General features: G+C 52.9%; 20 protein-coding genes. 6 read left to right on the forward strand and 14 right to left on the reverse strand.

Annotated features, from left to right (window positions below):
• Nucleotides 1–3: 3 nt before the first annotated feature.
• A complete protein-coding gene (locus ACAW75_RS03690) occupies nt 4–2,073 on the reverse strand; it encodes a DEAD/DEAH box helicase (RefSeq protein WP_370727326.1) in 2,070 nt (689 codons plus the stop codon).
• Between the two features lie 536 nt (nt 2,074–2,609).
• Here ACAW75_RS03690 and ACAW75_RS03695 point away from each other — a divergent pair.
• Nucleotides 2,610–3,374, forward strand: a complete 765-nt coding sequence (locus ACAW75_RS03695; protein ID WP_370727327.1) for a 5'-methylthioadenosine/adenosylhomocysteine nucleosidase — start codon at nt 2,610–2,612, stop codon at nt 3,372–3,374.
• A gap of 60 nt (nt 3,375–3,434) precedes the next feature.
• Here ACAW75_RS03695 and leuS read toward each other — a convergent pair whose 3' ends face one another.
• Nucleotides 3,435–6,299 carry a leucine--tRNA ligase gene (leuS, locus tag ACAW75_RS03700; protein WP_370727328.1) on the reverse strand — a complete coding sequence of 955 codons (2,865 nt, stop codon included), beginning with the start codon at nt 6,297–6,299 and terminating at the stop codon, nt 3,435–3,437.
• A 188-nt stretch (nt 6,300–6,487) separates the two neighbouring features.
• Between leuS and ACAW75_RS03705 the strand changes: the two genes are divergently transcribed.
• Nucleotides 6,488–8,392, forward strand: coding sequence for a hypothetical protein (locus tag ACAW75_RS03705; protein ID WP_370727329.1), 1,905 nt, complete (start codon nt 6,488–6,490; stop codon nt 8,390–8,392).
• On the opposite strand, the gene ACAW75_RS03710 is transcribed toward ACAW75_RS03705, so the two are convergent.
• Genes ACAW75_RS03710 through ACAW75_RS03720 form a run of 3 tightly spaced genes read right to left on the reverse strand, consistent with a single transcriptional unit; the run spans nt 8,290 to nt 10,420 of the window.
• On the reverse strand, nt 8,290–9,075 hold the full coding sequence (locus tag ACAW75_RS03710) for a class I SAM-dependent DNA methyltransferase (RefSeq protein ID WP_370727330.1): 786 nt from the start codon (nt 9,073–9,075) through the stop codon (nt 8,290–8,292). The two genes, ACAW75_RS03705 and ACAW75_RS03710, sit on opposite strands and share 103 nt — an antisense overlap.
• Entirely contained in the window at nt 9,068–10,006 is a 939-nt protein-coding gene (locus ACAW75_RS03715) for a glycosyltransferase family 2 protein (RefSeq protein WP_370727331.1), read from the reverse strand. Before ACAW75_RS03715 ends, ACAW75_RS03710 begins: the two co-directional genes overlap by 8 nt.
• Before the next feature lie 18 nt (nt 10,007–10,024).
• Nucleotides 10,025–10,420 carry a sugar 3,4-ketoisomerase gene (locus ACAW75_RS03720; RefSeq protein WP_370727332.1) on the reverse strand — a complete coding sequence of 132 codons (396 nt, stop codon included), beginning with the start codon at nt 10,418–10,420 and terminating at the stop codon, nt 10,025–10,027.
• Nucleotides 10,421–10,798: 378 nt separating this feature from the next.
• On the opposite strand from ACAW75_RS03720, the gene ACAW75_RS03725 reads away from it, so the two are divergent.
• Nucleotides 10,799–13,771 carry a PD-(D/E)XK nuclease family protein gene (locus ACAW75_RS03725; protein ID WP_370727333.1) on the forward strand — a complete coding sequence of 991 codons (2,973 nt, stop codon included), beginning with the start codon at nt 10,799–10,801 and terminating at the stop codon, nt 13,769–13,771.
• Between the two features lie 78 nt (nt 13,772–13,849).
• Here ACAW75_RS03725 and ACAW75_RS03730 read toward each other — a convergent pair whose 3' ends face one another.
• Nucleotides 13,850–14,767, reverse strand: a complete 918-nt coding sequence (locus tag ACAW75_RS03730) for a histone deacetylase family protein (RefSeq protein ID WP_370727334.1) — start codon at nt 14,765–14,767, stop codon at nt 13,850–13,852.
• Between the two features lie 162 nt (nt 14,768–14,929).
• Between ACAW75_RS03730 and ACAW75_RS03735 the strand changes: the two genes are divergently transcribed.
• Nucleotides 14,930–15,355 (forward strand): hypothetical protein, encoded by a 426-nt coding sequence (locus ACAW75_RS03735; RefSeq protein WP_370727335.1) that lies wholly within the window; start codon nt 14,930–14,932, stop codon nt 15,353–15,355.
• 84 nt (nt 15,356–15,439) lie between these two features.
• On the opposite strand, the gene ACAW75_RS03740 is transcribed toward ACAW75_RS03735, so the two are convergent.
• The 4 genes from ACAW75_RS03740 to ACAW75_RS03755 form a co-directional block, all read right to left on the reverse strand.
• Entirely contained in the window at nt 15,440–16,558 is a 1,119-nt protein-coding gene (locus ACAW75_RS03740) for an alpha/beta hydrolase (protein ID WP_370727336.1), read from the reverse strand.
• Between the two features lie 89 nt (nt 16,559–16,647).
• Complete coding sequence (locus ACAW75_RS03745) at nt 16,648–17,673, reverse strand: LLM class flavin-dependent oxidoreductase (RefSeq protein ID WP_370727337.1); 1,026 nt, start codon at nt 17,671–17,673, stop codon at nt 16,648–16,650.
• Between the two features lie 201 nt (nt 17,674–17,874).
• Nucleotides 17,875–18,984, reverse strand: coding sequence for an ATP-grasp domain-containing protein (locus tag ACAW75_RS03750; RefSeq protein WP_370727338.1), 1,110 nt, complete (start codon nt 18,982–18,984; stop codon nt 17,875–17,877).
• A gap of 45 nt (nt 18,985–19,029) precedes the next feature.
• On the reverse strand, nt 19,030–19,734 hold the full coding sequence (locus ACAW75_RS03755; protein WP_370727339.1) for an esterase family protein: 705 nt from the start codon (nt 19,732–19,734) through the stop codon (nt 19,030–19,032).
• A gap of 101 nt (nt 19,735–19,835) precedes the next feature.
• Here ACAW75_RS03755 and ACAW75_RS03760 point away from each other — a divergent pair, with 101 nt between their 5' ends.
• Nucleotides 19,836–20,681: an alpha/beta hydrolase gene (locus ACAW75_RS03760; RefSeq protein ID WP_370727340.1), complete on the forward strand. Its 846-nt coding sequence runs from the start codon at nt 19,836–19,838 to the stop codon at nt 20,679–20,681.
• A 65-nt stretch (nt 20,682–20,746) separates the two neighbouring features.
• A complete protein-coding gene (locus tag ACAW75_RS03765) occupies nt 20,747–21,583 on the forward strand; it encodes a glycoside hydrolase family 16 protein (RefSeq protein WP_370727341.1) in 837 nt (278 codons plus the stop codon).
• Nucleotides 21,584–21,764: 181 nt separating this feature from the next.
• Here ACAW75_RS03765 and ACAW75_RS03770 read toward each other — a convergent pair whose 3' ends face one another.
• The 4 genes from ACAW75_RS03770 to ACAW75_RS03785 form a co-directional block, all read right to left on the reverse strand.
• Nucleotides 21,765–22,802: an aldehyde dehydrogenase family protein gene (locus ACAW75_RS03770; protein ID WP_370727342.1), complete on the reverse strand. Its 1,038-nt coding sequence runs from the start codon at nt 22,800–22,802 to the stop codon at nt 21,765–21,767.
• 95 nt (nt 22,803–22,897) lie between these two features.
• Nucleotides 22,898–23,575 (reverse strand): tRNA (guanosine(37)-N1)-methyltransferase TrmD, encoded by a 678-nt coding sequence (gene trmD, locus ACAW75_RS03775; protein WP_370727611.1) that lies wholly within the window; start codon nt 23,573–23,575, stop codon nt 22,898–22,900.
• A 7-nt stretch (nt 23,576–23,582) separates the two neighbouring features.
• Nucleotides 23,583–24,170: a ribosome maturation factor RimM gene (gene rimM, locus ACAW75_RS03780; protein ID WP_370727343.1), complete on the reverse strand. Its 588-nt coding sequence runs from the start codon at nt 24,168–24,170 to the stop codon at nt 23,583–23,585.
• A gap of 94 nt (nt 24,171–24,264) precedes the next feature.
• On the reverse strand, nt 24,265–24,837 hold the full coding sequence (locus ACAW75_RS03785; RefSeq protein ID WP_370727344.1) for a 30S ribosomal protein S16: 573 nt from the start codon (nt 24,835–24,837) through the stop codon (nt 24,265–24,267).
• Nucleotides 24,838–24,891: the final 54 nt, after the last annotated feature.

Genomic DNA, 24,891 nt, shown 5'->3' on the forward strand with positions numbered 1-24,891 from the left:
TACTTATTTAGCGATCTCTACGTTCACCTGACGGCCTTTGATGTTGTTACCGTCCATGGCTTGCACCACACGGTTAGCTACATCATTGGGTACGTCGACAAACGTGTGTTTATCGAAAATATCGATGCTACCGATGCTGCTGCCGGGAATGCCCGACTCGCCAGCGATAGCGCCTACCAGGTCACCTGGACGAACATAGTCACGACGACCGATGCTCACGCTCAGGCGGGTCATGTTTGGCTCACGCTCACGAACAGGACGTTCGTTGTTGCGGGCAAAGTAACCTTCTTTACCGCCTTCACGCTCAGGACGGGGGCCACGATCGTCAAAACGACCGCCACCACGACGATCCTCGAAACGACCACCCCGATCATTACCGCCACGACGATCTTCGAAGCGACCACCCCGATCACCGCCACGACGATCCTCGAAACGCCCGCCCCGATCGCCGCCGCGTGAATCGTTACGACGGTCATCGAAGCGACCACGACCGCCTTCGCGCGAATCGCCACGGCCACCGCGGTCGTCAAAACGACCATTGCGACGGTCTTCTTCGTTCAGGTCTTTGTCTGAGAATTCGTTTTTCTCGATGCCCATGCTCCGCTTCATCAAGGCAGCTACGATCTGCTCCGTAGAGAAACCAGTGTGTTGCAGTTGCGTCAGCATATCATCGTACAGATGCAGGTCTTTGCTCTCCGTAATATCAGCTTCCAGTTGCTCGATGAAACGGGCTTTGCGGATGCCTACGATATCTTCGAACGAGGGGATAACCCCTTTGTCGACCCGTACTTTGGTATATGACTGGATATCCCGGAACCGGAATTTCTCGTCACGGCTGACCAGCGAGAACGCACGGCCTGACTTACCAGCCCGGCCCGTCCGGCCAATCCGGTGTACGTAGTATTCTTCGTCGAGGGGAATGTCGTAGTTAATGACGGCATCCACGTTATCGACGTCGATACCCCGCGCAGCTACGTCGGTAGCCACCAGGATCGTTGTTACGCCCGAGCGGAATTTGCTCATCACGTTGTTCCGCTGCGCCTGCCGCAGGTCACCATGTAACCCTTCGGCCTGATAGCCACGGACCATCATATCTTCCACGATCTCTTCAACTTTCCGCTTTGTGTTACAGAACACCAGCATCAGTTTCAGGTCATAAAGGTCGATCAGACGGCACATCACTTCGGTTTTGGCCCGGGGCTTCACTTCGAAGTATACCTGTTCGATGTTAACGTTGGTGAGCTCTTTCTTCACCACTTTCACCATCACCGGGTTTTCCTGGAACCGCTGGGTCATAGCCAGAATTGGCTTCGACATCGTAGCCGAGAACAATACGGTCTGGCGCTCCTGGGGGAAGTCTTCCAGAATGCTTTCAATATCTTCCCGGAAGCCCATGTCGAGCATTTCGTCGGCTTCGTCCAGGATGATCATTTTGGCATCATCGAGCTTCAGCGTGTTCCGCTGCATGTGGTCCATCACCCGGCCGGGCGTGCCAACCACGATGTGAACCCCTTTTTTCAACGACCGGATCTGCCGCTCGATTGAGTCGCCGCCGTAGATCGTTTCAATATAGATACCACGCTTGAACTTGCTGAGCTTACGCAGTTCTTCGGTTACCTGAACGGCCAGTTCACGCGTCGGGCATAGAATGAGCACCTGTACGCTACGGTCGCTAGGATCGATCAGTTCAAGGGCGGGAATACCAAAAGCGGCTGTTTTACCCGTTCCGGTCTGCGCCTGTCCGATCACGTCACGGCCAGCCATAATTGGCGGGATGGCCTCGGCCTGAATGGGTGAAGGCGTTGTAAAGCCCATTTCCGTAACGGCAGCCAGAATATCGGCCGACACGTTTAGGTCAGCAAATGTGCGACCGGTAGCCACAGGCTGTACGGTGATTGTTTCTTTGATAATGGGTTGTTCAACCTCGTTGGCTGGTAGATCAACGTCAGCGATAGCAGCCTCAAAAGCGGCATTAGCGTCGATTTGTTGATTGTTGGTCTGTGCGGCCTCTTCCTGCACAGGAGTTTGATCGACGATCTCGTCGGTCTCGGGCTGGATGTTGTCCAGATTCATAGGAAATTGGTAAAATTAATTCGTTCCGCATACGGCGGAAGTTCGTCAAGCAGACAGTGACGTGTGCAGGATACCCACTAAGCACCAACCCAGGCTAGTTTGTCGTAACCGACATGGAAATAACCCCTACTCCCATTGAGTACCCAGGTGAATTTGAAATCGCTTAGACTAGCGTAGTTGACCCTCGTTATCTTAAAGCCACCGCCCCACAGCCTGTACTGTCTTTTGTACATCCGTGCCGGCTCTGTAGACCACATCTTACAAACGAGTGCGACCAGTGATTGGTCGCTTAGAACAGAGAGAAGCCGACGGATGTCGCTTGAAATTCTAGTGCAAAAGTAAGGCTAATTACCGAAAAAAGCAAGTCAGCGCAAAATATTTTTGTACTTTTCTAACAAGAGGCTTAAACCGGCTCTCGCCTGTTTTTCCCCGTTTCTTTTCTGTAGAATGTCGTTGTCGCCAAACGCTGTATGCCAATTATCGAAAAAAACGGACCTCTTCTGAGTTGACATTCCTGTAACCAGTAGCTTCGCAGCATGCAAGTAATGAATACAGTGTCGCCAATCACAGCCTTATTGGGGGCTTTTGGCGAAGAAGTGAAGCTTATTGAAGAAGCGCTGCAACATCCTGAAGTTGTCGATTTACAGGGGCACCGTTTTGTGACGGGTATGCTGGGCACACAGCAAGTCGTTGTTACGCTGACGGGCATCGGTAAAGTTAACGCCGCCATGACAACTGCCTTTGTCATGGCCCATTTCCGGCCCAGCCGGGTCATCTTTACAGGTATTGCGGGCGGGGTACGTGCCGATCTGCAACCCGGCGATCTAGTCATTGGCGGTGAAGTGGGGTTTCACGATGTGCGTTCCGTGACCCTTACTATGGAACCTACGCGACAGAGTATGCATCCTGTCAGTTACGCGCTGAACCCGCTCTATTTCCCGGCTGATGCGGCTATGCTCAGGTTAGCTGAAACGAGCGCGCAAACAATCGAGTTTGAAACGGTACCGGGATTCGACCGGCCGCCTCTTGTTACCGTTGGTCGAATTCTGACGGGTGATGAATTTGTTCACTCGGCAAAACGGTCGGACGAACTGCGCAGCGAATATGGCGCAGACGCCATTGAAATGGAAGGGGCCGCCGTTGCGCAGGTTTGCTATCAGCAACAAATTCCCTGCCTCGTTATTCGCAGCCTGAGCGACCGCGCCGACAGCCACGCCGTTATCGACCTGCTTGCCTTTTTGAGCACTGCCGCCAGGAATTCAGCAAGGCTGGTAACGGAAATGCTAAAGAGTGATTGGTGAAAGAGCGAAAGAGTGGCTGACGCCAGCATAATCCTGCGTCAGCCGCTCTTTCACTCTCCCTTACATGACTACGTTTACAATCCGCTTGGGCACGACTACGACCTTCTTGGGAGCCTTGCCCTCCATCCATTTCTGAACGACCTCATTGGCCAGTACATCCTGCTCGATGTCAGCAGTTGGCCGGTCGAGCGCAAAGTTGATCGTGGTCCGTACTTTGCCGTTGATCTGGATCGGGTACTCGAATGTGTTCTCAACCAGATACTGCGGATTGAATACTGGGTACGTTGCCTTTGAAACGGTGCCCGGCTCGTTGCCCAAAGCGGCCCACAGCTCTTCGGTGATGTGCGGTGCGTAGGGTGATAGCAGCAGAACCAGCTCCTGCAAAATGGCCCGTTTGTTACACTTTAACGCCGACAATTCGTTTACACAGACCATAAACGCCGATACCGAGGTGTTGAATGAGAAGCTCTCAATATCCTCCTGCGCTTTTTTAATGGTTTTGTGCAAAACCTTCAGCTCCTCGGCAGTTGGCGTTTCATCAGTGACGATCCAGTCTGACTGCTCCGTGCCGGGTACATCTTTGTAGAATAAGCGCCAGAATTTGCGAATAAACCGATACGTACCGTCGATGCCGTTCGTATTCCAGGGTTTTGCCTGCTCCAATGGGCCAAGGAACATCTCGTATAACCGAAGCACATCGGCCCCATACCGCTCAGCCACTACATCGGGGTTAACGACGTTGTATTTTGACTTCGACATTTTCTCGACGGCCGAACCACAAACGTAAGTTCCATCGGCTTCAAGAATGAATTCAGCGTTGGCATAATCGGGAAGCCAGTTTTTAAACGCTTCAATGTCTAGCAGATCGTTTTCAACAATGTTGACATCGGCATAAAGTTCGGTGGTTTCGTATTGATCCTTCAGGCCATGCGACACAAATACTGGTGCCTTGCCTTGCTGCCGACCCGCCGGACCGCCAGCCCCCTCGAGTCGATACACCAGCATTGACCGGCCCTGAATCATGCCCTGATTGATGAGCTTTTTGAACGGCTCTTCCTGCGGAACGTACCCACGGTCTTTTAAGAACTTGTTCCAAAAACGGCTGTAGAGCAAGTGGCCGGTTGCATGTTCAGAACCACCCATATATAAGTCAACGTCCTGCCAGTAATCGATGGCCTTGCGATCGGCAAACTCGTCGCTGTTCTGCGGGTCCATGTAGCGGTACCAGTACCACGATGATCCTGCCCAGCCAGGCATGGTGCTGAGTTCATACTCGTATTCGCCGGGGCGGCCGTCCGCTTTGTATTTCCAGTCTTCGGCCCGGCCCAGTGGTGGCTCACCGGTTTCGGTCGGCAAATACTTGTCAATAGCGGGTAACTCGAGCGGCAGGTCGGCCTCATCGATCAAGTACGGAATGGGTTCGCCCTGGCTGTTGGTTGCGAAGTATACCGGTACGGGTTCACCCCAGTAACGCTGACGACTGAAAACAGCGTCGCGCATACGGTAATTGACTTTACCCTTACCAGCCCCTCTTTCTTCCAGCAAGGCAATCAGTCGGGCCGTAGCCGCTGGGTACGTTAGCCCGTTCACCACGTCAGAGTTGATGTAATGGCCCTCCTTGGTATTGTCGGCCTGCTCATCCAGCCCCTTCTGGGCGTCCAGAATCGGTACGATTGGCAGATCATATTGCTTCGCAAACAGGTAGTCGCGCTGATCGCCGGATGGTACGGCCATGACCGCCCCTGTTCCGTAGCCAGCCAACACGTAATCGGCCAGCCAGATCGGTACCTGCGCGCCACTGATCGGGTTGACACAGTAGCTACCGGTAAATACACCCGACACCGTTCTGGCGTCCATCATCCGGTCGCGCTCCGAGCGAAGTTTCACGGCTGCGATATAAACATCTACGGCTTCCTGTTGTTCGGGCGTGGTCAGGTCGGCAACGAGCTCATGTTCGGGGGCAAGCACCATGAACGTAACCCCGTAGATCGTATCAACACGCGTGGTGAACACCTCGATGAAGCCTTCACTACCAAGCGAAAATTTTACGCTGGCCCCAACGCTCCGGCCAATCCAGTTACGCTGCTGCTCCTTGATCGACTCCGACCAATCGATGGTATCGAGGCCGTACAATAGTCGATCGGCGTAGGCCGTGATGCGCATCATCCACTGGCGCATCAGCTTTTGCTCAACGGGATAGCCGCCGCGTTCTGAAACCCGTCCGCTGGGACTATCTTTTACTTCATCATTGGCCAGTACTGTCCCTAAACCGGGGCACCAGTTCACCATTGCATCGGCCAGGTACGTTAAGCGGTACTGTAACGTAATGGCGTATTGTTGTTCCTCCGATTTAGCGTTCCACTCTTCAGCCGTAAACGGCAACGAAGTTTCATCGCAAACAGCCTGAACACCCGTTGTACCATGCTGAGCGAACTTCTCCAGGAGCGTTTCGATGGGTTCTGCCCTGTCTGTCTCGCGGTTGTACCACGAACGAAACAACTCCATAAAAATCCACTGCGTCCATGTATAATACGCCGGATCAGAGGTACGTACCTCGCGGCTCCAGTCATAGCTGAAGCCGATATTTTTTAGCTGCTCGGTATAACGGGCCAGATTCTGTTCGGTCGTCAGCGCCGGGTGCTGGCCAGTCTGAATAGCATACTGTTCGGCAGGGAGCCCAAAGGAATCGAATCCCATTGGGTGGAGCACATTAAATCCTTTAAGACGTTTGTAGCGTGCTACAATGTCAGACGCGATATAGCCAAGAGGATGCCCCACGTGCAGCCCTGCTCCTGATGGGTACGGAAACATGTCGAGCACATAATATTTGGGCTTTTCAGATGGTGAATCAGTCTTGTACGTCTGGTTTTTCTCCCAGAACCGCTGCCATTTCTGTTCGGTTTCGCGGTGGTTATAATCGGCCATTGGGGAATAAATAAAGGGAACAGGAAGTGTGGGTCCGTGTCTGGCAGGTGGGCTAGAAAACCAGCCTGCACGCTGACAGCGCTAGCCAATGGGCCGCTATGCCAGGTACGTAATCCATTTTTCTTCCGGTTGCGCCTGCTAGGGAATTTAGTTGCAAAAGTAGCCCATCGTGTGGACTTTTACGCGGTATGACCATCACACTCCTTCCCGATTCACGCCGGAATACCCTGCTTCTTGCCATCTTGTTGGGTATTGTGGTGGTGGCACTGGGTATCGGTATCATCCAGGATTTTAGCGGTCCGCTGCTCGATGGTGACGATACCGACCAGTACGCCTACACGTGTTACTATTTCGCCAGTAACCTCTCGCTGTGGCCTGTACCCTGGCTCGATCTGCATACTAATCAGACCCTTTATCCGTATGGCACCCACCATGTTTTCTTACCCTGGGGATTTGAGCGCGATTTTTTTTACGCGCTGCTAAGCTGCTGGGCCGATGCAGAGTACAAACCGTTCCTGCAACTCTATTTCCTGTACAGCCTGGCTGTCGGCGCGGTAGGTACGTTCTTGCTACTTCATACTCGATTCGGTTATAGTAAAGCTGGACTGGTAGGGTTAATCGTTTCGGTATTTACGTTCTATAATTTGTTTAAATACCCGATCCACCTCAACATGGCAGTCGTTCACTGGACGGCGTTGTGTATGCTGGCGACCTATCTGCTTTTGTATGACCTCTACCAGTCCAGGCAGGTGAGCCTACCTTTCTGGTTGTTTTGGATCTGGCTTCACCTGGCCATTTTAGGCCTGGAATTAGGCTACGTAGCGGGCTATGCACTAGCCTTTACCACCCTTTCTTTGCCATTTATCGGCTACCGCCTCTGGCTCAGAAACAGGCCTGACAAGCAACCCAACTTAACACTGTTAACCAATTGGTTAACAGCTAGCTATACGAAAGATAAAAGCACGGTGCTCTTTCTACTTTTCCTTTGCCTTTTTACCGCCTGGCTCTATATTCCCCTGTCGGCGCAGATCAGTTTCGATGCGCTTGGGTACGTCTTCCCGAAGGGTGGCGAACTGCGTGCCTGGTCGCACCCGCTCAGGCTGCTCATCCCAAGCTTAGCTGGCCTGGACAGCGCGGCTATCCACTACGAAAGCTACTTTAAAGATGCTTCGTTTGAGAGTTATGCGCAAACCAGTCCAGGCCTATACCTTGTCATGCTTGCGGCGGCGGGGCTGTGGCAACAGCGTAGACGGGCAGGGCTGTGGGGGCCCGTCGTTCTGCTGCTGCTGCTCTGTCTGTTCTACCATCCAGCGCTCGTTCCCACGCTCAAAATCTTTCCCTGGTTTGCGTTTAATCGCCATGGCGGCCGGGCCAGCATGGTGTATCCAGTGCTATTCTGTATGCTGGCCCTTCCGTTTCGGGCGCCTGCCAATCGGGTAGGTAAGCTGGCTGTAATTGGCCTTGTTGGTCTCATGTTGGCTGAATGGTACCATGGCTACGAATACCGCCGCACTTTTCCGGTCAACAAGCTGTCGCCTTCCCTGGCAACCTACCTCCGGGTTGTTCGTGACACACCTGGCAAAGCTGTGTTCGACTGGCCATTCTGTATTCAGGGGGCCGATGGAGTCATGAACGGCGATGGCCTTTGTCCGCATTATTTGGCTCAAAATGGCGTGAACACCCTCCGGCGTTTTTACCACAAAGCCACCGTTGGCCAGTATGTCGGGCGGCTGCACCCCGACCTTGTCAAGCCGTTTCGGACGGCTGAATGGCCCCGTTTGCTTGACCCCGGCTACAGGTTTACGGAAGCTGACTGGCTGTTTTTAGATCGCTTCCTCCGGGACAATCAGTTCGCCGGGATCAATCTCTATCCCGACCTGCTGACCCCCAGTCAGACAGCCGCTTTTCTGGCGCGATATGGGCCTGCAACTGTAGCGAGCAGTTACCCAACAGCTGGGCGGTTGCTTTTTCTGCCTTTGCATCAGCGTCCTCAGGCGCGTGTGCCTGGTTCAATTTCGAGCAGCAGTGAACTACCGAATGGCGCTGACGGGATCAGTTTCCGTTCAAAGGATACTACGCTATATAGCCATTGATTGAGCAATGGGGGCGACAGCTCAACGTCAGACGTCAGTTCGGCTGCTGGCCGTTTGCGTAACCGCAGTTTGAGCGCCTGCCACTGGCGAACCAATAAAATCAACGGTGAGAGTAAAAAACTCCAGTACGTAGCTGACCGGATTTGCAGTCCTGTATCGACTAACAGCCTATTGAAATCCGCACGAACAAACCGGCGCAGACTACCTACGGCCAGATCGTGCTCGCCCCAGAAGACGGAGAAAGCATTGTTGTTCGAGATCAGTATACCACCCGGACGCAGTCGCCGTTCAAACTCCGACAACAGGGGAATCAGGTCAGTATCTACAAAGTAGCAGAATACATCATTGCAGATGATCACATCGAATGAGGCGTCACTCATCCCCGCTGGCGAATAGGAAGCCAGCTGATTTAGATTGAGTAAGTCTACGGGCAAACCACGTTCCCGACAAAACGTCACGCCCTCCGGTGACCCATCTACCCCATGAATAGCGGTGTAGCCCGCTTGTCGCAGGCGACTCAACAGCCCGCCCGTTCCACAGCCTGCATCGAGAATGGTGAGGTCTCTGCGTTGCCCGAATCGGGCCTGTATGCGCCGGATAACCTGATCATGTAAATGACGATACCACCAGAGTTGCTCTTCAACGGCAAACATCCGGCCGAATTCGCCGGTCTTTTCAATCATGCGTTTTCGCTTCCAATACCCCCCAGGTACGTTTGATCACGTAGGGCGGCATACCACTCTGGGTCATAGATAGACGGCCAACGTACTCACCGATGATCCCAACGAATAACAGTTGCAGCCCGCCTAACATAGCCACTACCCAGAAGGCCAGTTCCCATTCACGGACAACCAGCCACCCAGCCGTATCACCAACAAACAGAACAATACCTAACCAGATACTGAACCCCAGTAGCGCCGCTCCGATGCCCGTCAGTACCCGGAGCGGCAATACCGAGTACCCAACCAGCACGGTTAGAAATAAGGAGATCAGCTTACGAAGGGTGTAGTTCGATCTGCCTTCCTGACGTGAATGGTGCGGCACCAGTACACTGCCAACGTTGCTGGTCACCCGGAAAATCAACCCATCGATATATGGATATGGGCCAGTGTACCGGATAATTTCATCGATGACCTCCCGTCGGATCAGTTTGAAACTGGATAGATACAGGTCGCTGGGCTTGCGCAGCAGGTACGTTGCCAGCGTGTTGGTCAGGTCACTGCCTATATTCCGAAACCAGTGATGCTGCTTTTGATCATACCGGCTATAAACAACGTCGTATCCTTCAGATTGAGCCGATTCCAGCAGCGAAAGGATTGCCTCGGGGGGATTCTGAAAATCATCGTCGATGACGGCGGCAAACTGACCAACGGCAAAGTTCAGGCCGCAAAGTACGGCGTTGAATTCCCCGAAATTCCGTCGCAGGCTAACTACTTTCACATTACTATACCGGTCGGCTAGCCGGGTGCAGACCCACTCAGAACGGTCCCTGCTGCCATCATTGACCAGCACGACTTCAAATGCCCGCCCTGTCAGGCATTCTTCCAGCCGCTCCAGCAACGGGATCAGCGTACGTTCACTGTTGTAGACAGGTATAATAATGCTTAGCTCCACAACGGATGCGGTTAGTTATTATGAGTTGTTTACGGACGCATACCGGCATGCAGGATAGGGTTCGTCAATATAATCAGCCTTATCGTACGGTTCATTCGACAAAACCAGCAACACCGCGTCATCACTAAACTGGTCCATCACATGCCAATCTTTGGGTTCCAATACCAAACAGGTATTCGGGCTTGCTAAGGTATAGTCTCCTTCCGTTTCACTATCCTGTACATACACGTGGCAATGGCCTACCAAACAGATAAGTGCGTTCCAGGCATTATGGTGGCGATGTCCACCGCGTTGGGCATTACCTGCTCCGTGAATGTAAAAAACACGTTTAATATCACCGGGTAGGGTATTATTGTATACCGTTAAGTTACCAGATAGAGAGTTAAACGTATCTAGCGTAAAAATTTCGGCCATTATGACTAAATTAGGTCCTGTCTTGGATTTGTAGCAGGAAAAATACGCAGTTCTTTTATTTCCGGCTTAAAAAATTGCGGAAAGATTAAACCGAGATTAAAAACTTAACAGTCAGCCTTGCTGCAGCCCACCCAACAATTCGCGGCTGCTATTACTACTTACCTGAAGCCGGCTGCGCCCTTCCGATCATTGGCAGCGAGTTGTTCACTCAGGCACTGCCAACATACACATCCATAAATTTACGCTGAAGACGGGTTAGAATAAAGCCACCCACCAAATAATACAGCGTTCCTTGGTTTAATCAGGCTTTACCGGGCAGTAACTCTTCATTGTCGGTCAAGACGGGGTTATCTTTACTGATACTTTGCTACTTTTTCTGTGTCGTTCCTTCAACAAACAGCCCAATATATATACGCTAAACACAGCGCCACGGCTCAACAGCCCCTCGACCATGTGTGGGTGATCCTACCAACGCGCCGGGCGGTATCGGTCTTTCAACAGGAATTGGCCGCCTTGGCAGACCGGCCCATGCTGGCACCCCACATGCTGGCCGTCGATGATTTCATTACCGATGCTGCGGGTGTACAGCTGATCGACAATGTCACGTTGCTGTTCGAGTTATACGACGTGTTTCGAGAGATTGATAAGAAGCTTGAGTTCGAGCAGTTTGTGGGGTGGGCCTCCGTTCTATTGAATGACCTCGACCGGATAGACCAGTACCGCATTGATCCCGCCTACCTGTTCGAGTACCTGACCGAGGCGAAAGCCATTGAACGCTGGACACCCGAAAATCACCAGTATACTCCTTCGCTAACGGGCCATACACCAGCCGTATCGAATTATTTCGGCCTTTTCAGCAATCTGAAAGCAGCTTATTTTGCGCTTCGTAACCGGTTGCTGGCTAATGGACTGGCCTATCGGGGCATGGCTTATCGGCTGCTGGCCGATGATGTGCGGGTGCGGGTGCTTGACAACCCAGACTACGAGAAACTCTATTTTGTCGGGTTCAACGCTCTTACTGCTTCTGAGGAACATATCATCCGGGTACTGACCAATACAACCAAAGCGGAGCTGATCTGGGACCTGGATAGCTATTACCTCGATGATACTGAGCAGGAAGCCGGTTATTTTCTCCGTCAGTATAAAAATCAGAAGGGATTTCCCGGCTTCAAGAACCGGACGGGTCATGTCGGGCAGGGCGAAGCAGAGACCGTTGGGATTGGGAATACGCTGACGACGACGCCCAAACAAATGCGTATGGTGGGCGTCCCAACGGCTTCTTTGCAGGCCAAAGTAGCGGGCCAGTTGATCGACCAGGTTCAGGAGGAGGACCCAACCAGCCGTACAGTTATTGTGCTGGCCGACGAGACCTTACTGGTACCCGTACTTTATTCCCTGAATGAATCGGTCACCGAACTGAACGTAACCATGGGACTTTCGCTGAGGAACTCCCTTCTTTTTACGTTGATCGATACGCTGTTTGAGCTGCAGCGAACCATGATGGAATTTAAAACGGAAGGTGGCGAGGTGACCCGGGTTCCGAAATTTCACCATCGCCAGGTCGTAAAATTGCTGAATCATCCGTTTGTCAGGCAATACGAGAAACTGCACGGCCTGATGGCTCCCGACCAGATCAACGAACTTCCCCGCCCCCTGATCGACTGGATTCTGAGCGAGGTGGTGACCGGGAAACGGGCTTATCTGGGTGAGCACGACATGCTTGAGCTAGGCCAGGGCGATGCCTTGTTCGAGGTTTTGTTTAAACGATGGCATCCTGGTCGCCCTGCTGATGCGATTGAGTCGCTTTTCACGTTGATTGACTTGCTACGCGAAGTATACCGCGACAGCCAGGATACGATCGAGATCGAATACCTCTACCTGTTCTTCAGCTTGCTGAAGCAACTCGAAACAACCCTGAATCGGCAGGCAGAGCATCCTTCCGCCAATGCGCCAACGGTCACTGTGCGGAGCTTTCAGCAGTTTCTGTACGAACTGATTCGCCAGACGACCATTCCGTTCACCAGCGAGGGCGACAGTCGGGTGCAGCTGATGGGTTTACTTGAGACACGGACACTGGATTTTGAACGGGTCATCATCCTGTCGGCCAATGAAGGGGTACTGCCCCAATCGCGCCGGATGAATTCGCTTATTCCCTTCGATATTGCCATTGAAGTGGGCCTGCCCACATACCGTGAGCAGGAGGCGGTCACAGCCTATCACCTTTACCGGTTATTACAGCGTGCCTCGGATGTTACGTTCCTCTACACCACAACAGCCGACGCCTACGGCAACAGCAAGGGGGAGCCAAGCCGTTTCTTGCGCCAGATCGAACACGAACTGGTTCGGGCCGCCAACGGTAACATCCAGTTCAGTAAGCCGTTGATTCGCCCAACGGATGGTACTGCACGGGCCGAACCAGTGGTTTTGTCGGTGCCGAAGACCGATACGATTCGCCAATCCCTGAAGACGTACCTCACGGATAAAGGCTTGTATCCAACGGCTTTGAACCACTTTGTTGCCTGCTCGATGCGGTTCTATTTCGAGCGGATCGTGGGCATCCGGGAGGAAGAGGAAGTCGACGAACGAATCGATAGCGCCGAGTTTGGTACCTGGTTGCACAACACGATGGAGAGCCTCGACAAAAACTACAGGATGCTCAACCGTTCTGTAACACCCGATGTGGTTCAAGCTGTACTGGAGGATGAATACCGTAAGCTGATGAAAGGTCGCGTGGCCGATACAGGCTATAACCTGCTTTTCTATCAACTGGCGAATGAGTTGATGCAGGCTTTCCAGACCTATCAGAACAAAGAAACGATCGAGCAGGGAATTCGCGTGCTGGCCACAGAACGAACGCTGGTAACGTACCTACCGGTCGATATTGGCGGGGAAGTGGTTCAGGTTAAGATCGGGGGAAAGATCGACCGGCTGGAGCAACTAGCCAACGGAACCATTCGTATCGTAGACTATAAATCGGGGGTAGTTAAACTGCCTGCCAACATCGAAAACCTGGCCGAATCGCTAACCACGCTGGCCGATAAAGACAATAAATGGGAGAAGATCAGACAGTTGTGGCTTTACAAATACTTGATTCTAAAGGAAAACCTATACCCTGACACGACTGTTGAGGCGGGGTTTTATTCGTTACGTACCTTTCAGAAAGAGCCGAAATTCCTGACTAACCGCGTCGCCTTCTCGGACGATAATGACCGCGATACCTACATCAACGAAACCGAGGCACTGATCCGGCAGATGGTCCAGCGTATGTTCGACACCACCACTCCCTTTGCCATGACCGACGCCATTGACACCTGCAAATACTGCCATTACACGAAGATCTGTGGCAGGTGAATAAAGTGTCAGGTGTCAGGTGCTTCGCTTACCAACCAATCCGTGAATAAGCGAAGCACTTGACACCTGACACTTCACCTAAAAATACATATTCGCTGCTACGCGAAACGTGTTGCAGTGGGCTTCGACGATGTCGGCAACCCGAGGCGAGTAGCCACCACCCATCGAGACGACGATGGGCAGTCCCCGCTGTTTCGCCTGTTCGAACACAAACTGATCGCGCTCCCGCACACCCTGCATCGACACACGCAGTTTACCCAGGCGATCGGTTTCGAGAATATCGACGCCTGCTACATAAAACAGAAAATCTGGCTGTTGCTTGTCGAGCAGCCGTGGCAACGTGTCGGCCAACAGGGTTAGGTACGTTTCGTCGGACGTACCCGTTGTCAGTTCGATGTCCAGATCAGACTGCTCCTTTTTCAGGGGGTAATTATCTTTCCCGTGCATACTGAACGTGAAAACCCGTGGTTCGCGCTGGAACATGACAGCCGTGCCATTTCCCTGGTGCACATCCAAATCGATCACCAGCAGCTTGCGGGCGTGCCCAGTCTCGAGCAGATGATGCGCGGCAACGCCCACATCGTTCAACAGGCAGAACCCTTCACCGTGGTCGGGGTAGGCGTGGTGTGTGCCACCAGCCACGTTCATGGCCACCCCATCGCGCCGAGCCAGGTACGTGCAATCAAGCGTTCCCTGTGTAATGACCCACTCCCGTTCGATCAGGCGGGGCGACATTGGAAAACCGATGCGCCGGACCATTCGGGCATCCACAGTCTGGGTTTTTAGTGCCTGAACGTAGGCCGGCGTATGCACCCCGAGCACCCAGCGGTCATCGACAGGTGACGGAGCGAAGAAGTTTGCGTCAGTACAAGTACCCTCGTAGAGAAGTTGCTCATGAATCAACTCGTACTTGAGCATTGGAAAGCGATGTGGCTCTCCCGTGGCACTTGGCGGGAGTTCATGTTTGTACAGGGGAGCGTAAGCAATTTGTAGCATAACGGGCAGTGGGCCATTGGATAAAACACGCTCCCACTCACGAACTGTTTATGAACGTATAGGCAGAAACGTTAGTAGCTTAGTTAACCGCTAGTATCCATTTAATTAAAACCAAAACTTTCGCAGGCAGTTTAACCAGTATAAGAATAGCTTCATCAACCTATGAACATCGAACTCTCTACCTCTGCCGAACTGGCCCCCTTTGAGCTACTTGACGTACTGGTTCAAAACCGTAACGATCAGGAGGCAAACCGTTCGTTGTTATCACTCCACTTCATCGGAAAGCGTGGCAGACAAACGGATCGGTTAAAGATGCCATTACTGACCTGGTTCGACGCCAATAGGCTGCATCAGTTCACATATCAGCTCGCACACGGCACCCGGCCAGACGTTGGCTATATGGATCTGCCCGACGCTGGCCTTCGGTTAACCGTAAGCGGTACCAACCGACGTTCCATCCGGTTTGAGTCGCTCCCTTCTTCGCAGCGCCGGTTCACACCCGTAGAAATCAATGGCAGTCTCAATGGGCTCCGTGATTACGCGAAAGTGCTTTACACCCGCCTCTGGGAAGCTTTCTGCCGGGGATAAAACAACTTGATCAGGCTAGCCGGGCCTCAACAGTTACCAAGGCTGGTAGCCGTTGAGGCCCGGCTGGTTTTACCAGCTGCTCTGTTACGATGAATTCGCTGGCTGCTGTGTCGCCTGTTCCTGACGCGTCTCGTCGGCCGGGTTGAAAAACAGCCAGTCAATAGCCCTGGGCAGTTCGGCGCTCCAGCATCTTTCTTCATGCAATCCGGCAGGGTCGATGGCAATGTGCAAAAAGGCACAGGCATCTGCCCGGCAGCGCAGGTTAGCACGCAACCGGTTTAGGTTAGCTTTCATCGATTTCGACTCAGCTTCACCGCCATACAGATATACCCTGGTATAGGGTTGTAACAACTGCTGGGCAGCTCTGGCGTAAATGCCCGGCGAAATCCAGAGTGATGGTGAAAAAACCAGCCACTTGCCAAACACGTCCGGATAGAGTAAACCCGCCCAGATCGAGATCAACCCACCCAGTGATGAACCACCAATACCCGTGTTGACGGCATCAGCCAGCGTTCTGAAATTGGAATCGATCATTGGCTTGAGAACGTTCACTAAAAAATCCAGGTACGTCCTCCCCTTTCCAAATCCGGGCCTTACCGCTTCAACCGTATAGTCTGCCAGTCGGTCTGCTCCCGAATGATCGACAGCAACAATGATCACCCCATGATGCTGGCGACTAGCCAGTTGGGCCAGCCGGACTTCTGTTAGCCAGGACCCAAAGCCCTGCCCCTCACCGATCAGGTTCTGCCCGTCATTCAGGTAAAGAACCGGGTACACCCGTCCACTGCTCTCATAATCATAAGGCAATACGATCTGCACCCGACGCGGCTGGTCACTTCCCGGATAATCGATATACCTTACCTCTTCAATTGGCATAAACGCCGGATTGACACTCAGGCCATTCCACTGCCAGTATGGTACCTCATCGGTTACGTGTACAGTCTCCCGCGGGATGCTGCGGTTCGGCGTCGGTTCGCCCTGCTCGTCCAGCTCAAGACTTCCTTCACCACCCCGGTAATATTTATACTCCAGGACCGGCGGCCAGCTCTCATCGATCGGGAGCTCGAGCGTGTACTCCCCCGGCCGTTGTTGCTGTAACTGAAGCGTTTCTATAGCTAAGGCCCACTCACAAAAGTTTCCCGTGATAAAAACGGGCCGATCGTCGATAGCAGGCGTTTTCAGGTTAATTGTCAGCGAATGCATTGTCATAGTAACCAAACAATCAGCCAGGCTTAAATGTCTCCTTTCGCTGGCACATAACGTACCTACGGGCACGCAGGCAACCCACTCGGTCAGGCACGCAGTAGCGGGGCTACCTGCGTACCGATCAGTTCGATGGCCCGTAGTAACTGAGCGTGCGAGAGATCGGCATTGTCCATCTGGAAGGTCACGCGGGAGATGCCCCCCAATGCATCGCTATGCGCCAGTATCTTCCCGGCTACTTCTTCCGGACTACCCACCAGCAGGGCACCTTTTGGGCCGATCTGCGCATCGAACTGGGGGCGCGTCACAGGCGGCCAACCCCGTTCGCGGCCAATCCGGGTCATTGTTTCGGCATAGCCCCTGTAATACGCATCGATCGCCTTCTGTTTGGTGTCGGCAACGTACCCAAGTGAGTGCAGGCCCACCTTGAGCTTATCGGGCGGGTGACCGGCCCGTTTTCCGGCTGCTCTGTACAGATCAACAAGGGGCCGAAACCGGTGTGTTTCACCACCAATGATCGCTACCATCAGGGGCAAACCGAGCGTACCTGCCCGCGCAAACGATTCGGGTGTGCCGCCTACGCCCAGCCAGATGGGCAGGTCACGCTGCAACGGTCTGGGATAGACCGGCTGATTCTTCAGCGGCGCCCGAAATTGGCCCGACCAGTTTACAAATTCGTGGTCACGAATGGTTAGCAGCAGGTCAAGCTTTTCAATGAAGAGTTCGTCGTACTGCTGCAGATTAAAGCCAAAAAGAGGGAAAGCTTCCACCGATGAACCCCGGCCTACTACTAACTCTGCCCGCCCTTTTGAGATGAGGTCCAGCGTGGAAAAGCTTTGAAACACCCGAACGGGGTCGGCGGCGCTCAGCACCGTTACGGCACTGGTCAGACGAATCTGTGTTGTTTGTGCCGCTGCCGCAGCCAGAATGACTGCTGGCGCCGAATCGAGAAACTCCCTGCGGTGATGCTCTCCAATGCCGAATACATCGAGCCCGACCTCATCCGCGTACCGAATACGATCGAGTAGCTGGCTCATAGCATCAACGGCACTGATCGCCTCTTTGTCTACATTGCTCAGCATGGCTGATGCAAAACTATCTATTCCTATTTCCACGTTGTAGTCAGATGGTTTGGCTGGCGACGACTACCGAGGGCTGCCAATGGCCTGTCGCCTGCTTTGTTGATCGGTGCAGCCCTCACGCATCCTATTGGGTAATGTCAAATCCTGCGTGATTGGTTCTGTTGAGGTGTAGGCATAAAAAACGGTCCTGTCCAGCAAAATGCCAGACAGGACCGCCAGTAAGTTACCGATCTCTTATTTTTTCTTTTTCTTCTTTTCCTCTTCGGGCACCCTGTCGGATTTCGCTTCTACCTGTGAGCCGCGTTCCGATTTTTTCGGTTTCGTCTCTTTCACCGCTTCGCCAAGCTTAACGGGCGATGGGGGCGTTTTTTTTTCGGGTTTAGGCTGAACCAGGCCAGTACCGGCCATGGACCCCCGCACGAACGTACCCCAGGTGAGGTTGTCTTTGCCTTTCTGCACTTGTTTAGCCCGTTCGATGGCCATGTTCGCAGCGGCTTCCACCACCCATTCAAAGTTCGCCTGCCCCACCGAATTCACATCGGCATCGGGCGCCGGGTTGCAGAAATCAATGGCGATGGGTATCCCGTCGCGAACGGCAAACTCTACCGTATTGAAATCGTAGCCGAGGCCGTGGTTCAGTTTCAGCACGTACTCTTTCATGGTAGCCAGGAGCTTTTTACCGGCATCGCCCGTAGTTTTCATCTCCGTCGCGTACCGTAGATGATGGGGATTACGTGGCTCGTACGGCATGATCAGCACGTCTTTCCCGCCAATGCAGTAACACCGGAAATAATCGGTGAAGTCGATAGCCTCCTGATACAGCATCACCAGCTGCCCCGTTTCGTCGTAGGCCCGGAACATCTCGTCGGCGTTATCCACTTTGTACACGTTTTTCCAGCCGCCACCCGAGTGAGGCTTCATGAAGGCAGGGAAACCAATGCGGGCAAAGATGGCCTCCCAGTTCATGTGTTGCAGGTTCGAGAAAGACTCATGCTTCGTATCGTCGGGCCGTTGCTTCGACGGAAGTAAAATCGTTTTCGGAACAGGTACGCCCAGATGAACAGCCAGCGCGTTGTTGAAGAACTTCTCGTCGGCGCTCCACCAGAACGGGTTGTTCACCACGGCAGTGCCCGTCAGAGCGGCATTCTTCAGGAACGCTTTATAGAAAGGAACATCCTGCGATATACGGTCGATGATCACCGCGTAGTCATTGCCGACGCCCTGCTCTACGCGATCAATGGACACAAATTCAGCCTGAAAATCAGACTGTTTTTCATTAACACGGTCAACAAAGGCATGGGGAAAAGACCGCTCCATGCCAAATAGTATGCCAATTTTTTTCATATGAGTTGTTTGTTGGTTATATGATGGAACCTGGATTAGAGCCTGCTACACACCGTTCAGATAGGCCGGAAACTGCTCACGCCAGACTGGCCAGTCGTGATCGCCCCACGGCTTAATATCGAGCCAATGCGGTATACCCTTTGCCCCTAACAGATTCGACATCTGAATGTTTGAATCTTTACAGAAGTCGTAGGCCGACGTACCCAGCACAATCCGCATCTGGTACAAATGATCATTCTGCAAACCGGGTACGTAATCGGGCGGATTATTGTAAAAAACGTTATCGTCGTAATACCCGTCCATGAACGACCGAATATCGAATTTGGCCCCCATCGACATGAGGTGTGCTACCTGATCGGGATGGCGAAAGGCAAAATTCAACGCCTGAAAGCCACCGAAACTACAACCGGCTACCCCTATCTTCCCAACGTTACAGTCACGCTGAATAGAGGGTACCAGTTCTTCGCAGAGAAATTTATCATACAGCGTATGGTTCCAGATCCGGGTGCCGGGGTGAAGATGCCGCGCGTACCAACTGTCTTTGTCGATGCTATCGATACAGTACAGTTTAATGTGGCCCGACTCAACGTGCCCCCGAACGGCTTCGGTCAGTTGAAAATCGCGCGCTTCGTAGAAACGGCCCATTGTTGTCGGAAACAGCAGTACCGGATAACCCCAGTGACCATAGACGAGCATCTCGATGTCGCGCCCCAGATGGTGTGAATAATACTTGATGTACGATTCTTTCATACCACAAAAGTACGAAAGCCGGTCAGCCAGAACGGACTATTGGCTAAAATGTGGGAACTTTACCGACTGTGAAACATCTGTTTACTTCTCTGCTTGTGCTTATGCTTACCTCTGCAGCAGCCCAGCCGTCGGCTTCTGTGACGGTATTGCCCGATGACTCGATCGTGTCTGTTCCATTGAACCGCACGGTTCAGCTGACCATCATACTACCTCCACACTACGTTGAAACGGGGCCCCGCTACCCGGTTCTTTACCTCAATGATGGCCAGGACCTGCCGCGGCTTCACCTGAGCGATGTGTTGGACTCCCTCTACAAAGCGCAGGCGATCAGGCCCTTTGTACTGGTTGCCATGCATGCCAACGTCGACCGGATTCAGGAGTATGGCACCGCCGCCCGCGCCGATTATATGAAACGTGGCAGTAAAGCGGGGGCCTATAGCAATTTTGTGCTGACGGAACTGCTGCCTTACATCCGAAAACGGTACTATGTGTCGGCGGAGCCAGCCCGGAATGCCATTGCAGGCTTTTCGTTGGGTGGCCTGTCGGCCTTTGATCTTGGTTTTCACCATCCAGACCAGTTTAGTCGGGTAGGCGTTTTTTCCGGGTCGTTCTGGTGGCGTAAAAAGCAGTTTAGCAGCGCCTATGACGATGACACGGACCGGATCATGCACAGCCTCATTCGCGAGAGCACCATCAAACCAGCCGTCCGTTTCTGGTTGCAGACCGGTACGAACGATGAAACCAGTGATCGGAACAACAATGGCGTGATCGACTCGATCGATGATACGCTCGACATTATCAAGGAGCTGGAAAAGAAAGGATTCCAGCGGGAGAGCAACGGGCAACCAAACGACATCAGGTACGTTGAAGTGCCGGGCGGTGAGCATAACCAACGTACCTGGAGCGAAATAATGCCCAATTTCCTGATCTGGGCGTTCGGAAACTAGTAAATAGCGAGGCGGCCACGCTTCCTTGTCAAGTAAGTAACCTCGACTATAAGTTCTACATACGCATGAAACTCTTAGTGCCCATTACGGTTTTCGCCCTGTTAACGACCAGTCGACTTCCCGTTTTTCTGCCGGTGGCTTCGCAGAAAGCCCCGGTTGCTTCTGAGCCGGTAGCTGCCCCCCGCAAGCTGGTCTGGTCAGATGAATTTACGACAGACGGTGTGCCTGACCCAGCCAAATGGGGGTATGACGTTGGCGGAAATGGCTGGGGAAACAAGGAATTGCAGTATTACACTAAAGACAGAAAGGAAAACGCACGGGTCGAAAACGGCCACCTCATTATCGAGGCGCACAAAGAAGCGTTTCAGGGACGTGATTACACATCGGCCAGGCTACTCACCAAAAATACCGCCACCTGGATGTATGGCCGTTTTGAGATCAAGGCCAAGTTACCGTCGGGTGTGGGTACCTGGCCGGCTATCTGGATGCTTGGCAAGAATATTGCCACCGCTGGCTGGCCGCTCTCGGGCGAGATAGACATCATGGAGCATGTCGGATTCGATCAGGGTGTTGTTCATGGTACCATTCATTCCGAAGCGTATAATCACGTCAGGAAGACCGAGAAAGGCAAGCATACGAGCGTACCCACAGCGTCGACCGAGTTTCATGTCTATTCGATTGACTGGACTGCGGAGCAGATCGATTTTGCGGTCGATGGGCAGGTCTATAACTCCGTCACGAAAGCTGCACTTGGCAAAACCGAGGCGCAGTGGCCATTCGATCAACCTTTCTACCTGATCATGAATATAGCCGTGGGCGGTGGCTGGGGTGGTCAGAAAGGGGTCGATGAAACAATATGGCCCCGGCGGATGGAAGTCGATTACGTGCGCATCTACCAGTAATCCTGCGCTGGTCAGGTACGTTTCTTCAGCACTCCGCCTAACTGATCGACTGCGCTGTTTCGGCTTGTCGAACAGAGTGGGTTAGTGGATAGGTCAGCGTTGAGCTAGCGCCTTGATGGGCACCCCAGCACCACCTCTTTTGCTGTTGCTTCAGAGTATCGACGGGTCAACTACTGGTCAGCTAGGGTAAAGTGGCGAGAAAGGCCATCGTGTCTACACCATCCGCATAATCCATTAGTCCCGGGGATTGCGTTTGACCGAAGGGCACAGAGCCAGTATACCAGCCGTTGGCCGAGGCTACTACCTGTATCTTATCGGCCTGTTCATCCAGCAACGATTTCAGGTGCGCCAGGTCCCGGTACCGCTGGTAAAAAACGACCGAAATGGGTGACACTAAACCAGGCTGTTCGGTGATCATCAGAAACCCATTATCCAGGTGATCTACCCGGTTCACCAGATAGATAGACCGGTTATAATCGTAATTGTTTGAGTACTTATGCTGACTCAAAAACTCCGACGCCCGAGGTTCCAGCGTGTGTAACAGTGGCGTGAAATCATACGGCTGTCCATCGTAATCGTCCGGCACAAACAGGGTAGACACATTGCGGCAACCTAAGCCGAAATAAGTCAGTATATCATCGCCCAGCAGCGCTAGCTGATCGGTAGTTTCATCGCCAGTCAACACTCCTACCGATGTGCGATTACGCCGAATGATATGCGGTTTTTTGGCAAAGTAGTAGGTAAAATAGCGAGCTGTATTGTCGCTGCCCGTGGCAATAAATGCGTCGGCATCGTTCAAACGATCAACAATTCGGATACGATCCGCAAAGGCGGGTGCTACCTCTTTCAGCGTCTGAATCAGGTAGCGCATTAGTAGTTCGTCCAGGCTGCTTAGCTTTGCCATCAGCTTGTGTCCACTGATCGCTACACACAGCAGATCCTGAAAACCTACGGCCGGAATATTACCTGCCATCACCACCCCGATCCAGCGCGGGGTAACGGGCTCGGCCGGATAATGGCTCATCCAGTCGGTCAGGGCTTCGAGAGTCAGCATACGATTGGCAATCGCATCCAGGGCCCGCTGCACGCTGGCGGGATTGAACCAGTTATTTTTCGAGTTAGCCCGGTAGGCAGCTTCTTCCCGGTCAGCCCGACGAGCCGGATCGCGTAAGACATCCCCCAGCTTCACAAAAGCATCAATTCGTTGTTGACGATTCATTATAGGTACGTTTTCTGGTTCCCGTTCCCTGTTGCGCTGCCAGCGGGCCAATCATCATTGAGCAAGGCAACAGAACCTGGGCACCAGTAGCCTGTTTATTCGTTTAATAGATCCGGGCGGCGAGCCTGGGTACGTGCCAGTGCCTGCTCATATCGCCAATTATCGATCATCGCTTCATGCCCCGACAACAGAATGTCGGGTACGTTCCAGCCCTCGAAGCTCGCGGGACGAGTGTAGATGGGTGGAGCCAGCAGGTTATCCTGAAAGGAATCTGTCAGCGCTGAGGTTTCATCGCCCAGCACACCCGGAATTAGCCGAATGATGGCATCTGAGAGCACGGCGGCAGCCAGTTCGCCGCCTGATAACACATAATCGCCGATGCTGATTTCGCGCGTAATAAAATGCTCACGGACCCGTTCATCCACTCCCTTATAGTGCCCGCAAAGAATGATCAGGTGCTGAGCCAGCGACAGGCGATTTACCAGCGGCTGAGCCAGCCGTTCACCGTCTGGCGTCATGTAGATCACGTCATCGTAGGTACGTTCGGCCTGCAACTGCCGAATGCAGTTGGCAATCGGCTCGATTTGCATCACCATGCCCGCCCCTCCGCCAAACGGGTAGTCGTCGATCCGGCGATGTTTATCGGCCGTGTACTCGCGAAGGTCATGTACCTGTACCGCCACATGCCCGCCCTGCTGAGCCCGTTGCAGAATCGAATGGCCGAAGAAGCTATCGAGCAGGCGAGGCAGGCAGGTAATTATATCGATCCGCATTGGTTCATTAAGCTTTGTCGTCATCATAGTCGACGTCGTCCTCCACGGCATCGTCGGGCAAACCGGCATCGGTCAGATATACCTCCAGCAGCCCTTCCGGCAGCGCCACACGCAGTGTTCTGGCCGTACGATCCACCGTTTTCACAATGGCGCTGTTGATCGGGATCAGCATTTCCTGCCCCCGGTAATCCATAGCGATCAGGTCCTGTGTGGGCATAGCCATCACCGATGTAACGGTTCCCAGTGGTCCTTCTGTTTCATCAATGATCCGATACCCGATAATCTCATGGTAATAGAACCGGTCGGGGTCAGTGATTTCTTCGAGGTTGTCAAGCGGTAACCAAACCGGGCAGTTAATTAGTTTTTTGGCCTCATCCAGTGATTCCACATCTTCGAGCGCCACAATCGCCCGGTCACGATTGACGGACAATGACTCAATGAAGTAAGGGGTTAGTTCACCACGTACTTCGATTAGTACAGAGTCTAGCTCCTCGTATTCCGACGGATCATCTACATCAAGAAAAAACACAACCTCCCCATTCAATCCATGCGTTTTGGTGATATGGCCTAGTTGAAAGCAATCGTCTTTGGTCATGCCGTAATAAGTTTACTGTTTAGTAAGAAACAGATTTTCGTACAAAAAAAGCCTGCTCGGCTGAACAGGCTTTTCTCATCAACATGAATGCGGATTACGCAGCCGTTTCGTCAGTAGCAGGTACGTCGGCAGCAGCAGGCGCTTCGGCAACTGGTGTTTCGTCAGCGGCAGCCTCAGCAGCAGGGGCTTCTTCAGCAGCGGGCTCTTCCACTTTGTACTTGGCCGCGATGGCTTCAGCACGGGCAGCGCTCACTTTCTTCTCTGCTTCCAGACGTTCCTGACGGGCTTTGTCTTTCGCCTGATCTTTCGTATCGGCGGTTCCCGCTACACGGCTAGCTTTTCCTTCTTTCCAGGTGTTGAATTTCTCATCGGCCTGGTCTTGCGAAATAGCGCCTTTCACCACACCTACCTGTAAGTGTTTTTTCAGCATGATACCTTCGTGCGACAGGATCGAACGAGTCGTATCGGTTGGCTGGGCACCTACCATCAACCAATGTACAGCCCGGTCGGCCTGCAACACGATTCTGGCAGGGTCGATGTTTGGATTGTACGAACCAATTTTCTCGATGTACTTACCATCACGGGGTGATCTTGACTCGGCTACTACGATATCATAGATAGCCATACGTTTGCGTCCACGACGCGCTAAGCGAATTTTAACTGCCATTATCTGGAGCTTTAAAACCCGGAAAGAACTCGTCTTTCCATGGGGGGAACTCGT

It is taken from the genome of Fibrella arboris (genome assembly GCF_041321095.1).
Taxonomy (GTDB): domain Bacteria; phylum Bacteroidota; class Bacteroidia; order Cytophagales; family Spirosomataceae; genus Fibrella; species Fibrella arboris.